This window comes from Companilactobacillus insicii (assembly GCF_003946015.1).
Taxonomy (GTDB): Bacteria; Bacillota; Bacilli; order Lactobacillales; family Lactobacillaceae; genus Companilactobacillus; species Companilactobacillus insicii.
In genome coordinates, this window is the sequence record NZ_RHNU01000049.1 from 1 (window position 1) to 15,321 (window position 15,321).

Annotated in this window: 15 protein-coding genes; 7 read left to right on the forward strand and 8 right to left on the reverse strand. The window is 34.8% G+C overall.

Annotation, left to right across the window (positions count from 1 at the left end; genetic code table 11):
• Positions 1–74 precede the first annotated feature (74 nt).
• Entirely contained in the window at positions 75–449 is a 375-nt protein-coding gene (locus tag EKM79_RS11380) for a CvfD/Ygs/GSP13 family RNA-binding post-transcriptional regulator (RefSeq protein WP_125568903.1), read from the reverse strand.
• 78 nt (positions 450–527) lie between these two features.
• Between EKM79_RS11380 and EKM79_RS11385 the strand changes: the two genes are divergently transcribed.
• Both EKM79_RS11385 and EKM79_RS11390 read left to right on the forward strand, forming a co-directional pair.
• Complete coding sequence (locus EKM79_RS11385) at positions 528–1,520, forward strand: NAD(P)/FAD-dependent oxidoreductase (protein WP_125568929.1); 993 nt, start codon at positions 528–530, stop codon at positions 1,518–1,520.
• 93 nt (positions 1,521–1,613) lie between these two features.
• Positions 1,614–2,258 (forward strand): DedA family protein, encoded by a 645-nt coding sequence (locus EKM79_RS11390; RefSeq protein ID WP_211331291.1) that lies wholly within the window; start codon positions 1,614–1,616, stop codon positions 2,256–2,258.
• Positions 2,259–2,285: 27 nt separating this feature from the next.
• On the opposite strand, the gene EKM79_RS11395 is transcribed toward EKM79_RS11390, so the two are convergent.
• From EKM79_RS11395 to EKM79_RS11420, 6 genes are read right to left on the reverse strand one after another with little or no spacing between them, the layout of a single operon-like run.
• The gene (locus EKM79_RS11395) at positions 2,286–2,891 is read right to left on the reverse strand and encodes a TIGR01906 family membrane protein (RefSeq protein WP_125568907.1); all 606 of its coding nucleotides are present in this window, start codon (positions 2,889–2,891) and stop codon (positions 2,286–2,288) included.
• On the reverse strand, positions 2,884–3,663 hold the full coding sequence (locus EKM79_RS11400; RefSeq protein WP_125568909.1) for a TIGR01457 family HAD-type hydrolase: 780 nt from the start codon (positions 3,661–3,663) through the stop codon (positions 2,884–2,886). The genes EKM79_RS11395 and EKM79_RS11400 overlap by 8 nt, the downstream gene beginning before the upstream one ends.
• The gene (locus EKM79_RS11405; protein ID WP_246005691.1) at positions 3,663–4,235 is read right to left on the reverse strand and encodes a YutD family protein; all 573 of its coding nucleotides are present in this window, start codon (positions 4,233–4,235) and stop codon (positions 3,663–3,665) included. Before EKM79_RS11405 ends, EKM79_RS11400 begins: the two co-directional genes overlap by 1 nt.
• A 17-nt stretch (positions 4,236–4,252) precedes the next feature.
• On the reverse strand, positions 4,253–5,626 hold the full coding sequence (locus EKM79_RS11410) for a bifunctional metallophosphatase/5'-nucleotidase (RefSeq protein ID WP_125568912.1): 1,374 nt from the start codon (positions 5,624–5,626) through the stop codon (positions 4,253–4,255).
• Positions 5,627–5,634: 8 nt separating this feature from the next.
• Positions 5,635–6,246, reverse strand: a complete 612-nt coding sequence (locus tag EKM79_RS11415) for a metallophosphoesterase (protein ID WP_125568914.1) — start codon at positions 6,244–6,246, stop codon at positions 5,635–5,637.
• Complete coding sequence (locus EKM79_RS11420) at positions 6,246–6,581, reverse strand: hypothetical protein (protein ID WP_125568916.1); 336 nt, start codon at positions 6,579–6,581, stop codon at positions 6,246–6,248. The genes EKM79_RS11415 and EKM79_RS11420 overlap by 1 nt, the downstream gene beginning before the upstream one ends.
• 68 nt (positions 6,582–6,649) lie before the next feature.
• Here EKM79_RS11420 and EKM79_RS11425 point away from each other — a divergent pair, with 68 nt between their 5' ends.
• The 4 genes from EKM79_RS11425 to EKM79_RS11440 all read left to right on the forward strand — a co-directional run bounded on the left by EKM79_RS11425 (position 6,650) and on the right by EKM79_RS11440 (position 12,882).
• On the forward strand, positions 6,650–8,080 hold the full coding sequence (locus EKM79_RS11425) for a glycerophosphodiester phosphodiesterase (protein ID WP_125568918.1): 1,431 nt from the start codon (positions 6,650–6,652) through the stop codon (positions 8,078–8,080).
• Between the two features lie 83 nt (positions 8,081–8,163).
• On the forward strand, positions 8,164–9,564 hold the full coding sequence (pepV, locus tag EKM79_RS11430; RefSeq protein ID WP_125568920.1) for a dipeptidase PepV: 1,401 nt from the start codon (positions 8,164–8,166) through the stop codon (positions 9,562–9,564).
• A 118-nt stretch (positions 9,565–9,682) separates the two neighbouring features.
• Complete coding sequence (locus EKM79_RS11435) at positions 9,683–12,415, forward strand: transglycosylase domain-containing protein (RefSeq protein WP_125568922.1); 2,733 nt, start codon at positions 9,683–9,685, stop codon at positions 12,413–12,415.
• Between the two features lie 164 nt (positions 12,416–12,579).
• Positions 12,580–12,882, forward strand: a complete 303-nt coding sequence (locus EKM79_RS11440; protein WP_125568923.1) for a hypothetical protein — start codon at positions 12,580–12,582, stop codon at positions 12,880–12,882.
• Between the two features lie 63 nt (positions 12,883–12,945).
• Here EKM79_RS11440 and ccpA read toward each other — a convergent pair whose 3' ends face one another.
• On the reverse strand, positions 12,946–13,947 hold the full coding sequence (ccpA, locus tag EKM79_RS11445) for a catabolite control protein A (protein ID WP_125568925.1): 1,002 nt from the start codon (positions 13,945–13,947) through the stop codon (positions 12,946–12,948).
• 169 nt (positions 13,948–14,116) lie between these two features.
• On the opposite strand from ccpA, the gene EKM79_RS11450 reads away from it, so the two are divergent.
• Complete coding sequence (locus EKM79_RS11450) at positions 14,117–15,217, forward strand: M24 family metallopeptidase (RefSeq protein ID WP_125568927.1); 1,101 nt, start codon at positions 14,117–14,119, stop codon at positions 15,215–15,217.
• Positions 15,218–15,321 lie beyond the last annotated feature (104 nt).

Below are 15,321 nucleotides of genomic sequence, written 5' to 3' on the forward strand. Positions count from 1 at the left end.
GTTGCTCTATCGCAACAACAGGTAATATCTTACCAATTAGAATTGTTGTATGCAAGTGTTTTTGTAAAAAAAATTCATTTTTTTTGTTTTTCTTTTGAAATTGCCGTCATAGCAGCGTTTATCCATTGATCTTTTTCTTGTGCAATTGTCTTATAGCCTATCTTATTCTTATAATCTGTCCAAAAATGTTTGTGTAGAATAGGCCTTCCTATCTTTCTTTTATCTAAAGCACGCATAGATAGACTGATTTTCCCGTTATATTCATCAATTCCCATAACAATTACGTCAACTTTGTCTCCAACATTATAGTTACTTTCTATATTAGTAACAAATCCATGCTTTAATTCAGAAATATGAATCAACCCTTGCTCACCGTTACTAAGATTAACAAACACACCATATGGTTGTACTCCAGAAATTGTTCCGGACATCTTATCTCCAATTTTCATAGTTTCCTCCATTAACTTTACTTTGAATCTATGCAACAATATATTGTAACAGATTATATAATAGAAACTGGTGACGATATGAATAAAGAGACTTATGACATTACAATAATTGGCGGCGGTCCAGCAGGTATTTATGCTGCATACTATGCCAGACTTAGAAAACTCAATGTAGCTTTAATAGAAAGTTTACCAAAACTCGGAGGCCAACCTGAAACTTTATACGCTCAAAAGGATATCTATGATATGCCTGGATATTCAAAAATTTCAGGTACTGATGTCTCCAATAAGCTAATTGATCAACTACACCTACTTAATTGTGATGAGTACTTAGAAACATCAGTCACAGATTTAACAAGAGAAGATGACATTTGGAAAATAACTACTAATAAAGAAACTATATATAGTAGTTCTGTGATTATTGCCATCGGTAATGGTGCGTTCAAGCCACGTAAATTAACGTTTGATTACGATAAAGAACTTGAAAAAAATAACCTCAGCTACTTTGTTAACAATATGGAAGAATATCGCAATAAGGATTTAGCTGTCGCTGGCGGTGGTGACTCCGCTGTCGATTGGGCAATACACCTGAATGAACTAACAACACACACATCAATCATTCATAGAAGAAACAGATATCGTGCAATGGAATCTAGTGTAGATGAACTGAACAATTCTACTGTTGAACAACTAAACCCATATATCATTAAGGATGTACAATTTAATGCTGACAATCACGATAAGATTGATGTCACTTTGAAAATGATTAAATCCGACGACATTAAAGTAATTACCGTAGATAAGCTTTTAGTTAATTATGGATTCATTTCTGATTCCAAGATTCTTCGAGATTGGAATATCGAACTAGAAGGACCATTTGTAAAAGTCAGTCATGAAATGGAAACCAACTTGCCAAACGTCTTTGCGATTGGAGATATCATTACCTATCCTGGAAAACTTCAATTACTTGCAACAGCATTTGCTGAAGGCCCAATAGCTGTGACGAAAGCATTACGTAACATTTACCCTGGCAGAGATTACTTCCAGCACAGTACTTCACTATTTGAAAAATAATCTTAAATTTATCATACCTTTTAAAGCTATTTTAAGCTAAGCTGGTATAATGTAGTTTAATTTGAAAATTTTGGAGTTGATTGATTGAGTTACATAATGAGTCTGGTCGACTTTATTTTGCACATTGATAGTCATATGATCAATATTGTAAATAACTTCGGACTTTGGACATACCTTATACTATTCCTGATTATATTCATTGAAACTGGTGTTGTTATTCTCCCCTTCTTACCTGGAGACTCACTAATATTTGCAGCAATGGCACTAGCGGCCAATCCTAAATATGATTTATCCAGTATTGGATTATTTTTCATCTTTCTATTTGCCGCTGTAATCGGTGATTCTATGAATTATGAAATTGGTGAACATTTTGGAAAGTTTGCAACTGAGAATCGTTATTTAAGCAAACTAATAAACAAAGAACATCTAGACGAAGCACATGCCTTTTTTGAAAAGCATGGTGGAAAGACAATCGCTATCGGACGTTTTATCCCATTAATCAGGACTTTTGTTCCATTTGTTGCAGGTAGTGGAACCATGCACTACAGAAAGTTCCTTGAATTTAATGTTCTAGGTGCTTTCTTGTGGGTTCTAATTTGTTCTTTAGCTGGTCACCTATTTGGAAACATCCCTGCAGTACAAGAACATTTTTCAATGATTATCCTTGGAATCGTACTTGTTTCATTAATTCCAGTTTTAATTACTGCTTTGAAAAATCACAAGAAAAAAGCTGCTTAAAACAGCAAAAGAAGCCAAGACAATGTCTTAGCTTCTTTTTTTTGCTTTGAATTTCCAAATATTTAATCCCTCGAACAGAATGAAAAACAATACAAAGCATTCTGTAAAGAACTCCTCTGGAAGAATATTTATAACTGGATCCTTACCAGGATCAAACAACCAATCACTATTTCTAAACAGAATTTCATGAAATACAACAAAAAATCCATCAAAATCAATCATCATTAGTGCTACCAACACAACACCAGTAATAGCAATATACTTAAATACTTTGCTGAAATAAACTCTTTTATTTCGCCTAAACCATAAGTAAATTCCTGACAAAATAAAGACTCCAAAATTCAGCATAAATAGTTTCTTACAATCTGCAAAATGAAGTCTACCAGCAGGTGATGATTGAAAATCATCTAATTTAAACGTTCCATTAAATGGATTAATCAAATAATTCATCATTTGGTTGTAATTATGCATTACTCTATTCGAACTCATGTATACGATTTGATCCAAATTAAAATGTCCAATACTAAAATAAAAAATGCCATAACTAGCAAATATAGTTACAGTTATAGACAAAGTTAAGATAAAGAACGCCATTACTATCGTATAAAACGTATCTTTCTGAAAATTAGACATTCCACAAATCAAGGCTTTCTACTTCATAAGTTGGCTTCTTTGTCTGTGCGGCAATATCCTCATGTGTACTTACACCTGTATAAACCATTAGGGTGTCTAGTCCTGCACTTAGTCCACACTTAATATCAGTATTGTAGTTATCACCCACCATAATTGCAGTATCGGGATCAAATCCCTTAGCTGATACTGCAAAATCAACGATATCACGTTCTGGTTTACCAATATACTTTGCCTTTTGTTGTGTTGAAGTTTCAACTAATGAAATAACCGAACCAGCACCAGGTACTAACCCGCGTTCATTTGGCAAGTTAGTATCAGCATTAGTACCAATGAAAAATGCACCACGTTTAATAGCCAAGGTGGCCAATTCAAACTTATGATAAGTAACATCGTAGTCCAGTCCAACTATAACTACATCGGGATCAGTTTCATTAAGACAAATGCCCGTACCAAAAACAGCGCTCTTTAGACCGTACTCACCGACAACATAGGCTGAATGCTTTTCAATTCCATCAGCAAACATCCCTTTGATATAATCTGCGGTTGCAAGTGAAGGTGTAATAACTTGCTCAGCTGTAGCAGTGATTTGATGATTATTCATCAAATTATCAGCAACTTGTTGTGGCGTCTTAGTAGTGTTATTCGTCAAAAAATAATAATTCAAATTATTGGCATTCAAATTATCAATAAATACTTTGGCTTCTGGAATCTTATCCTTACCTCTATACATGGTTCCGTCAAGATCAATCAAATACGTTTGGTACTTTTTCATCAGTTTTTCTCACCTATTTTTCTAATTTTAAAATTACGGGTCTTTGTAGAACTATTTGCCTTCTTATTATGGTGGGCAACAGTTCTTTTTTTGTTCTTGTGTATCTTCGCAGTATGTACATTATGGTTCTTTTTATTATGACTAACATTATGAATAGAATTGTGATTCGAATGAATCTTCCCTGTCTGTTTACGATGACCTCTTTGGGGTCCGCGCCGACGTTTGGAAATCGGTGCTTTCTTTTCTTTTTCAAGAACAAAATAAGCACAACCAAAATTACAATACTCAATCAAATAATCTTCTAAGTGAGAAATTCGATTATCAATTCCACTTTCTTTTCGTTCATCTTCATAGAAGCCCTTAAATCTAAGTTGATCATATCCCCAGTCTCCGACAATAAAATCATATTTGTCTAAAACCGTATTGTATCTTTCTTCGACTTTTTCCTGATTAAATCCATCATCATGGTTTTCTACAATATTGTACTTTTCACCATTTATAGTAATCAACTTATCAGTTAAGACAATTACATCAGCCTGTTTAGTAGCTTCTTTTTCTTCAGGTTCCTGCAAAAATTTCACCTCACATTTCACAATGGATATTTTTTACTCAAATAATCTCCAAAAACACTTCTCAAAAACTTAGGGTAAAGAATCTCATTTTGTCCAACAATTTCTATTGAAGGGAAATATGGGACAAACAAATAATGATCTAGTAGAGCCAAGCTGTATTCTTTATCCATTTCCAATTCTTCACCGTTAATATAAACGTTTCTTTTTTCATCTAACGTAATTCCACGATAGACTATCTCGCCAAATATCTTACCACGGAATCCTTGACCTTTTTGTTCATGGTTACGCAAATATGGACGGTTCTTTTCCATTTCCATAATCAAACGCCATACATCAGCGCCACGCATCGTTGTTTTCATAGCATGAATAGCATGCGGTAAAATATCATGCATATCTTTTTCAGTAACTATTCCCTTATGTAAGCACTCTAAAAACAATCCCGAACTCAACACTCCAGCATCGGCATGTGTATAATCCATGATAGCATTCAAGCCTTCCTCAATAACAGCATTATTTGCTTGATAATTTTGACTCATTTCATGAGGAATATTTGCAACTTTCTTTTCATCTAGAAGATGCTCGCCTTTTTCAAATTGAGTATCTATCCATAATTGATCACCATCTACTTCGGGTAAGTCTGATGTTTTCTGAGTAATGGCCTCTTTATTCACTATATGACCATTATCATCCAATGTTAAATTTATCGTTCCAACATAATAACCATACTTACCTGCAGCAGCAAGGAGTACCCCATTGTCCATCTCACCATTTTTAAACAAATGGTGTGTGTGTGCGCCAATTATAACATCTATATCAGGACGCTTTTTGGCAATTAATCGATCCATTGAAACTCCCAAATGAGAAAGTAATATTATCACATCACATTTGTTCTTTTTCAATTCATTTATCCACTTAGGCATCATTTCTTGAACCAAACGAATACCCCAACCTAATAACGGATAAGTTAATATGTATGGTGCAGTAAATCCTAGTATCCCAATTTTAGTATGTTTTTTTGTTTCTATAATAGTGTAGGGTTTGACAAAATTTGCCAAACTTTGCGTTTCATTATCATACAAATTACCAACGACAATAGGAAAATTAGCTTTATCATACAAATGTTGTAAATTATGGCGACTATTACCCAATCCTTCATTGTTACCAATTGTTGCGGCATTATAGCCAAGTTGATCCATCCACTCAATATTAGCTTGACCATTAGTTGCTTCACTTAATGGATGAGCTCTATCCATAGCATCCCCTATGTCAAATAATAAAAATTCATCTGATTCATTATTTTTTCTAGAATCATCAATATATCTTTTGATTTTTGGAAAATTTTCAAAATGAGAATGTAGATCATTGGTGTGCATGATTTTTATAGTTTCCATACAAGCCCCTACTTTCTATTCAATTTGGCTATATCAACTTTCTTTTTATCGTACATTTCCAAAACTTCTTCACCACGTAAAGGAGAACCCCATGGTAAATTTTCAGATAAGTAATCACGTTCCGGTGCATCAACGCCAACATTGATATTTTCTGCGATTGGAACGCTATAATGATGAATATGACCATGGAGATTTATTATTTTTTCAACTTTACCTAGCAACATAGGATAATGCGTGCAATAAAATTGATGATGATTAAACTTTAACAATGATCCAACATCTTCAAAAGTATACTTGAGCTTTCCATCAGGCATAGTTGGATTACGCTTTGCTAAAAACTTAAATAGCTCTCTGTAATCATGATTCCCCTTAATCAAAACGATATGACCATTTAGTTGTTTGAGCATAGCATAAGTATCTTCATTAGTAGGAGTGTTCTGAGGGCGCATTGAAATATCACCTAAATGATAAACTGTATCATTATCATCTACTCGCGCATTCCAGGCATCAATCATAGCTTGATTCATTTGATCTACATTACCGAAGTGCCTGGGAGCAAAATTATTAGGCTCCAACAATTGATAATGGTAAAAATGTGTATCTGCAATGAAATAATTCATTATTCAGCCTGATCTTCCTTTGAATTGATTTTATTTGCTTTTAGAATATCATTAAATGCATCGCGAATTCGACCTTCAGGTTTCTTCCACTCAATCCATTCCGACATATTCATTGGTGGTACGGTATAATTCTTATTAATGTAATCCTCATAAATGGCAACGGCAGATGAATGAGGAATATTTAGCTTAAGAATGCGAACTTCTTTGATAAAGCCTAGTTCAGCCGCTTTTTCAGCACGTCCATTCATTAAGACATTTGCCATTTCATAATACTTTGTGCCATCATTACGTGTAATCTGCTCGATAATATCGAGTGATAGTTCTTCGTTATCCATTTTATTTGTACCTCACAATTATTACTATTTACTAAGTATATAATATTCAGTTCCATAGGGAGTCAATTATGAATTTTAGAAATAAGTCTATTTTTAAACTTTTGTTAGTAACATCAATATTTATCTTTGCTAGTGGTTTTTCAGTTATTGGACACCGTGGTGATCCTATTAAAGCACCTGAAGAGACTTTTCAAAGTTTTAACACCGCCTTTTCTGAAGGAGCAGATTATGTCGAACTTGATCTCCATGTTTCAAAAGACAATGTTCTAGTAGTATCACATGATAAAAACCTCGACCGTATTACTGGTACCCCATATATAGTTTCACAACATAACTTTTCAGAACTAAGTCAATTAACTCAAAAGAATGGCGAACCAATCCATAGTTTAGACGAAGTATTTGCTCACTACAAAAATAATCCTAATGCAAAATTTTTAATTGAGACAAAGAAAACAAGTAAGGGTAACCCTCAAAATATGGAAGAACTCCTAAAAACTTGTATCGATAAATACGGAATGCAAAATCGTGTTATGTTTCATAGTTTTTCAACTAAAAGTCTACAAAATGAATCTGAATTAATGCCTAATATTCCTAGAATATTCATAGCTGGGACCATCAAGCGTGTGAACTTTGAAGTCTTATCATATGTTACTGGTGTCAATCTATCATCAAAAATAATTACTCCTGAAATCATCGACACTCTCCATTATATGGGAAAATCAGTCTATATATGGGATGAAATGAACGAAAGTCCTAAAAAATGGAATACGGTAATTAATATGCCAATTGATGGTGTTGTAACCAACTATCCTGCAACTGGTAATGAGTACCGTAACTTAAAAGACAAATCAAAAAGTGAAACTATCAACCAAAATGTCTACTATATGAGTAATAAAGATGAACCAATATATGAAAACCCATATAGATTAATTAAAACTAATAAATCCGTTCATCCGTTGGATGGTTTCCATATCACTAATATTGTTAAGTTTAACGGTGAAGAATACGTTCAATTAGGTGAAAACAAATTTGCTAATTCTGAAGGTTTTAATCCTGATTACGAATTGAATGAATTACGTCCATATTTCGGTGCAAAAGCAATTTATCGTCAACAACAGCCAAATAACTACTTATACTCTGAACCTAAAAAATCATCTCAAATCATTGATTGGATGGACCCTAATAAGCCTGAACAAATCCAGGCCGTACAAAAAACTAGTGGTAATACTTGGCTAAAACTTAGCGGTGGCTGGATTCAAGCAAAATATGTCCTAATTCAATTAGTTGATCAAAATTATCTTGGAAACAATAGCAAACTAAGTTATAACAAATTGCCAGTTAGTCAAAGATTTAGAAATTTAGATTTACTTGAAAATCAAACTTCTTGGATGCCTCTTCCTCCAAAGGAGCTTCACAACACTGTTTTAATAAGAGATTTGCAAAAAGAAATTGCTCCATTTAAATTTGATAATGAGAACGATTCATTAGATCACATCTAAGTCAATTGGCTAATAGTAACAACGTTTGGTAAAATTTGGTAAAATGATTTAATAAAATCACTTCATGTGGAGGTTATAGATATATGTCTATAGATTGGGAAAAAGAAGTTGCACATCGATCAGATGAATTGATCAATGATTTATCTGAATTAGTTAGCATCAATAGTCAAAGAGATATTGAACACAAGACTAGTGACTATCCACTAGGTCCTGGACCTGCTAAAGCATTACAGACTTTTCTACACTTTGCAGATAGAGACGGTTTTGCAACTAAGAACGTTGATAATCTTGCTGGAAGAATCGAATTTGGTGAAGGTAACGATGCAATTGCCATCTTAGGCCACGTAGATGTTGTTCCAGAAGGACCAGGTTGGAATACTGACCCATTCGAACCAGTTATCAAGGACGGAAATTTGTATGCCCGTGGTGCCAGTGACGATAAGGGACCAAGTCTCGCATCTTACTATGCCCTAAAAATCATCAGTGAATTAAAACTACCTACAAGTAAAAAAGTAGAACTAATCTTAGGAACTGATGAAGAAAGTGAATGGGTAGGAATGAACCATTATATGGAAAAAGAAACAATGCCTGACACTGGTTTCTCACCTGATGCTGAATTCCCAGCAATTAACGGTGAAAAGGGTATCGTCTCATTCCTAGTTAACTTCCCTACTTCAAACACTGGATTAGTTAAAAGTTTCAACGCTGGTATCAGACCTAATATGGTCCCACAAAGCGCCAAAGCTGAACTAGACTTGTCATTCGGAAATATTGATACAATTAAATCTGCATTCAATAGTTTCTTAAATGACAATACTGAAATCAAAGGAAACTTGGATATAACTGATGAAGTGGCTACATTAGAAATAACCGGTAAAGGTTCTCACGCAATGGAACCATTCAATGGTATTAATGCAGCTACATATTTAGCTAAATTCTTAAATCAGCTAGACTTAAATGACAATCAAAAATTATACTTTAGCTTTATTACTAATGAATTACATTTAGACTTCGCTGGATCAAAACTTGGTATTCAAAATACTGACGATGTCATGGGTGATTTAACTATGACACCTGATATTTTTGAATTCGATGAATCTAAAGCAAATATTCTATTAAACATTCGCTATCCAAAAGGTGATACTGGTGATACATTGACTGAAAAAATCAATTCAGCTCTTCCAGATGGAGTAACAGCTACAATTGAAGGTCACAATCAATTACCACATTTTGTTCCAGCGGATGATACATTAGTACAGGCATTAGTGGGTGCATACCGTGATCATACTGGGGACAAAGAGACAGAACCATTTACTGTTGGTGGCGGTACTTATGGACGTATCCTAAAAAATGGTGTTGCCTTCGGAGCTATGTTCCCTGGTGACGAAAATGTTATGCATCAACCTAACGAATATATCAATTTAGATAAGCTATTTAAATCAACAGCTATATATGCTGATGCTATATATAGATTAATAAAATAATCATTTAGTAGGAGTTCTGTGGAAGGTTCTTTCCATAGAACTTTTTTGTTTTTGCACTTATTATAAAATTTTATTATATAATTGGTGTATGTAACTTTTTAAAGGGGCTTATTTAAAAGTGAAAAATTTATGGAATAGCATAATCTCTGGCTTTAAAAGTATTAAAAGCTGGTCTGATTTTGCTACTAAAGCTAATCTAACTATCGAAGTAATTCGACGAATCATTATTTATACTATCGCGGGAATTCTTATTTTGATGAGTTTGGCGGTAGGACTTGGCATGGGTTATGTTTCTGCATTGACTAGTAAAGTGGACGTTCCTACTAAACAAGAAATGAAATCTGAGCTACAAGATGTTAATAACTCAACCACTCTATATTTTGCAAACGACGAAAAAGTTGAAAATTTACAAAAAGATCTTACAGGTAAAAGCATACCTTTATCTGAAATGTCACCTTATCTAAAAAAGGCCATCGTTTCAACTGAAGATAGTGATTTTTATCGTCACAACGGTGTCGTTCCAAAATCTATTTTTAGAGCTATTATTTCTGATATAACTGGAATCGGTGCTCAAACTGGTGGATCCACGTTAACCCAACAAACAGTCAAAATGCAAATGTTATCTTCTGAAACAACTTGGAAACGTAAAGCTGTCGAAATCTTTCTAGCTATGCGTGTAGATAAGTACTTCACAAAAGATGAAATTTTACAAGACTATCTGAATGCTGCTACTTTCGGTAGCAACAATAAAGGGCAAAATATTCAAGGTGTGCAAGCTGCCGCTAAGGGACTCTTTGGTAAAAATGCCGCTGATTTGAATTTGGCTGAGTCGGCCTTCATTGCCGGACTCCCACAAAGTCCATCAATATATACTCCTTATGATTCTATAAGTGGCAAATTAAAGGACGATTACAGTCTTGGATTAAAGCGCAAGAACATCGTTCTATATCGTATGTATCGTGATAATCAAATTACTGAATCACAGTATAACAGCGCTAAGAAATTTGATTTAGCTAAGGATTTCCAAAAACCTGCTAAAGCCAAAGAAAAAACTATTAAATATGGTTATGTTTATAATCTATTGACTGCTCAGGCAGAAACCATATTAATTAAGCGATTAGCAAAGAATGACGGTATAAAATATAGTGATTTGAAGAAAGATCAAAATCTATATGACAAATATGCCGCTCAAGCAAATACAGAATTGCACAACAAAAATTATCGTGTTGATAGTACTATCAGCAAGGATCTGTACATCGCTATGAACGAGCAAACACAGTCATTCAAGTATAACTTAGGTACTACGCACAACAGTACCGCAACTGATCCTAATACTGGCAAAACAATAAAGGTTACAGAACCCGTCCAAAATGGTTCCGTATTATTAGACAATAAAACTGGTCAAGTTCTATCATTTGTCGGTGGTGTTGATTTCAAAAACTCACAAACAAACCACGCTTTCAGTACATACAGATCACCAGGTTCATCTATTAAACCTCTAATTACATTTGCGCCAGCCATTGAAAATGGTCTTATAGGATCACAAACAATGCTGGCGGACTTCAAGACAAAGTTTAATGGCTATGCACCAACTGATTACGGACAAACTATTCAAAATCGTTTTGTTTCAGCTCGTGAAACACTCGAGGAATCATACAATATCCCATCAGTTAACTTATACAACTACATAAGAGGCCAAGGCGTTAATTCAAGCAAGTATATGTCAGCTATGGGAATCGACTTATCTGACAAAGAATACAAGCAACTCGGTATTACATTAGGTGGTACTTCGCGTGGTGTAACGGTTCTTCAACAAGCAAGTGCCTTCTCGACTTTTGCTAATAAAGGTACCCACGTTAACCCTTATGTAGTCTCCAAAATAACAGATCCATCTGGTAAAACCATTTACAAACATAAAGCAGCTAAGAAACGAGTCTTTAGTAAACAAACATCATATATTATCAAAAACATGCTTCATGGTGTTGTCACTAAAGGTACCGCTTCTGTACTATCGTACGAAACTAATTTCAGTACCAAAAACTTCTTTGGTAAAACTGGTACATCTAATGATTATCGTGATAACTGGTTCATTGGTAGTACTGACGGAGTCACACTTGCCTCATGGATTGGTTACGATAATGTATATCGTCACAATTATAATCTTGATAGCAATTCAACCTTCACCAATCAAGAATTGTGGTCACGGATGGCGAATGCAGTATACAAGCAAGATCCTGAAGCCATGAATGTTCACAAACAATTCAAGAAACCATCCGGAGTCAAAAGCTACAAAGTTGATAAAGAAACCGGTACTAAGACAGGTACAATCAAATACAACGATATGACAACCAAAGTAAATCAACATACTACAACTTCCCTATATTACAAAGGAAGTCCTAAATCGATGTCATATGAAAACTTTGCCATCGGTGGTAAGTCTAAGAATTACAAGCTATTCTGGAATAACTACTTTGGTAAAAGCAATGGCTATGGTGTTGTCACTACTCTTGGTGAAACTACTAAGACAGCCGATGAACTAGCATCTGAAAATGGTAGCGGGCGCACGTCAGGCTTCAGCAATAGCACTAATAGTAATGATTCATCAGATGTCACTACAAGTAACAACACTTCAAGCTCAACAAGTTCTAGAACTACTAATTCTACAACGAACAATGGTACTAGTGAAACAGGTACTGGAGCTGGTAGTGGTTCTGGAACAGGAACAGGAACATCCACTGGATCAACATCTACCGGTGATACAACAACCTCTACTCCAGGTACAGACGACAGTGGAACCACTGGTACTGACGGTGGTTCTGAAACAGTGACTGGTGAAACTACTACTGAATAAGAGAGTGGAACAAAACATGCTCAGCTTTCGAGCATTAAGGCGAAAGACACCAGTAATCCGATTTTGGATTGCTGGTGCCTTTTGTCTTAATATCATTCGATTTAATAGTTCAGTAATGATAAAATGAGAACGTTGTTCTTATCGCCAGAATTAAGGAGAATTATATGTACTTTAGTCCAAAATTTTTACAAAACTCACTATACATCGTTGCTGCACTACTAATTATCTTCATGATCGGTGTATCAATATACAAAGTTAAACATAACACTAAACTTTGGGATAAATCATTTACACTAGCAACTGTAGTATTGATCAACACACTTTACTCATTACTTCAAGGTTTCATTAATCTACCTTATGAGATGAACTCAGTGGTAACTGGAGGACTCTCATTAGTAGCTTTTGGATATGTTGTTGTGATTTTATGGGATTTACACAAACAAAAGAAAACATTAAGTAATAAATAGTCACAAATGAAAAAGGGACCGCCACTTAAATAATAAGTGGCGGTCCCTTTTGACTAACAATATTTACTTTGTTGATTCACGTTTTACAATTGAATATGGCAATTTAATTGTATTATCATCAATTGATTCTTGATTCATCATCTTAGTTAATAGACGCATAGCAACCGCACCTATATCATACAATGGTTCCTCAATTGAACTCATCTTAGGACGAGTTACTTCACAAAGGATCGTATCGTTACTTGTAATTATTTCAAAATCATCTGGAATCTTAACTCCAGATTTAACAGCTGAATTTAATAATCCAGAAGCTAATAAGTCCTCTGTTACGTAAGCAGCAGTAGCACCACTGTTCTTAACAGCATCCCAAATTGCCTCTCCAGCTCGAACTGAGTATTCTGCTTCAAATACCAAATTTGATGAGAAGTTAATATGTGCTTTCTTCAAAGCTTTCTTGTATCCATCAAGACGGAACTTACCGTCAATAGGATTTTCTAGACTGCCACCAACAAATGCAATCTTCTTGTGACCATTTTGAACTAATTGATTTACAACACTATATACAGCATCCGCAAAATCAATATTTACACTAGCTGTTTCGTTATTCTTATCAACTGAACCAGCTAGGACGATTGGTGTTTTTGAATTTGACAATGTACGTTTTAATTTTTTAGACAATTGTTTGCCCATGTAAATCAAACCATCAACTTGCTTTGAAAGTAAGTTATTCAAAATTTGTTCTTCATCACCGACTGATTCTTGTAAACTAGTCAAAATAATATTGTACTTATACATTGAGGCAACATCATCAATTCCCTTTGCTAGAGAAGCATAATACAAATCAGTGATGTCTGGCAAAATTACACCAATTGTTGTACTCTTTTTACTTGCGAGTCCACGAGCAACGGCGTTTGGACGATAGTTCAAACGATCAATAACTTCAAGGACTCTCTTTCTAGTTTCTTCTTTTACATTTGCGTTTCCGTTAACAACACGAGATATTGTCGCCATGGAAACATTGGCGGCCTCGGCTACGTCATATATTGTTACTACTTTTTTTTCCATTAATATCCACTCTCTCAAACAAATTTCCATTTAGATAACTCTAATTTATCAAAAGTTTTCACATTTTGCAAGCGGTTTCCATATTATCGTTGTAAGTTTTCATATTTTTTCAAAAAGAAAATCATTTTCAATGATATACTTTATACAAAATTATAAAGGAGTGTTTTTCATGAAGAAGCAACTAATTGAATTACAAAAATACTTATCAGAAAATGGTTACGACGCTGCATACGTGTCAAATCCAACAGACATTAACTATTTTACTGGATTTTACAGCGAACCGGAAGAAAGAATTTTAGCTCTTTTAGTTTTCCCTGACAATGATCCTTTCATCTTTGCCCCTCAACTAGAAGTAGAAGCTGCTAAAAAGGCTGGATGGGATAAAGATGTTTTCGGATATTTAGATCATGAGAATCCTTTTGAACTAATGGCCGGACATATCAAAGACGCTGTGGGTACACCGTCCAATTGGTCAATTGAAAAAGACGACCTATCGGTTGATAAGTTAGAATCTATTAAGAGTCAATTCCCTAATGCAAAATTCCCAGATAATTTATCTCGTTACATGGAAAACGCAAAATTAATTAAAACTGATGAAGAAATAGAAAAATTAAAAGCTGCCGGTGCAGAAGCTGACTATGCCTTTGAAGTTGCCTTTAAAGCCATCAAAGAAGGCCGTACAGAGCAAGAAATAGTTGCCGAGATAGAATACGCTATGATGAAGAAAGGCGTTATGCACATGAGCTTTGACACTATTGTTCAAGCCGGTGCTAATGCAGCAAATCCACATGGTGGACCTGAAAAAAATCCTATCATACCTAATGAGTTAGTATTATTTGATCTTGGTACAATTCATGACGGCTACATCAGTGATGCTTCAAGAACCGTAGCCTTTGGTAAACCAGATGACAAGTCATTAGATATTTACAAAGTTGATCTAGAAGCCAACTTGGCAGCTATGGATGCTGCAAAACCAGGAATTACAGCTGCCGAATTAGATAAAGTTGCTCGTGACATCATCACTAAAGCTGGATACGGAGAATACTTCATTCACAGACTTGGACATGGTATGGGTACATCTGAACACGAATTCCCATCAATTATGGAGGGAAATGCTATGGTACTCAAACCAGGTATGTGTTTCTCAATTGAACCAGGAATTTACATTCCACACGTTGCCGGAGTTAGAATTGAAGATTGTGTTTATATTACAGAAGATGGTTGTGAACCATTCACACACACATCAAAAGAACTTACTTATATTGACTAGTAAATATCCACCAGCTTAGCTGGTGGCTTTTTATTAGCCCTAGAAGGGCTTGCCACACGCAAAAAGCCCCTTAAAGGGGCCCAACAAAAAACTACCAACCGCTA

What these genes read in the sequence shown, in the direction of transcription:
- EKM79_RS11415 (WP_125568914.1), bottom strand. Translation starts at nt 6,246, where the DNA reads ATGAATTATTTCATTGCAGATACACATTTTTACCATTATCAATTGTTG.
- ccpA (WP_125568925.1), bottom strand. Translation starts at nt 13,947, where the DNA reads ATGGAAAAAAAAGTAGTAACAATATATGACGTAGCCGAGGCCGCCAAT.
- pepV (WP_125568920.1), top strand. Translation starts at nt 8,164, where the DNA reads ATGTCTATAGATTGGGAAAAAGAAGTTGCACATCGATCAGATGAATTG.
- EKM79_RS11450 (WP_125568927.1), top strand. Translation starts at nt 14,117, where the DNA reads ATGAAGAAGCAACTAATTGAATTACAAAAATACTTATCAGAAAATGGT.
- EKM79_RS11440 (WP_125568923.1), top strand. Translation starts at nt 12,580, where the DNA reads ATGTACTTTAGTCCAAAATTTTTACAAAACTCACTATACATCGTTGCT.
- EKM79_RS11385 (WP_125568929.1), top strand. Translation starts at nt 528, where the DNA reads ATGAATAAAGAGACTTATGACATTACAATAATTGGCGGCGGTCCAGCA.
- EKM79_RS11380 (WP_125568903.1), bottom strand. Translation starts at nt 449, where the DNA reads ATGAAAATTGGAGATAAGATGTCCGGAACAATTTCTGGAGTACAACCA.
- EKM79_RS11425 (WP_125568918.1), top strand. Translation starts at nt 6,650, where the DNA reads ATGAATTTTAGAAATAAGTCTATTTTTAAACTTTTGTTAGTAACATCA.
- EKM79_RS11420 (WP_125568916.1), bottom strand. Translation starts at nt 6,581, where the DNA reads ATGGATAACGAAGAACTATCACTCGATATTATCGAGCAGATTACACGT.
- EKM79_RS11395 (WP_125568907.1), bottom strand. Translation starts at nt 2,891, where the DNA reads ATGTCTAATTTTCAGAAAGATACGTTTTATACGATAGTAATGGCGTTC.
- EKM79_RS11400 (WP_125568909.1), bottom strand. Translation starts at nt 3,663, where the DNA reads ATGAAAAAGTACCAAACGTATTTGATTGATCTTGACGGAACCATGTAT.
- EKM79_RS11410 (WP_125568912.1), bottom strand. Translation starts at nt 5,626, where the DNA reads ATGGAAACTATAAAAATCATGCACACCAATGATCTACATTCTCATTTT.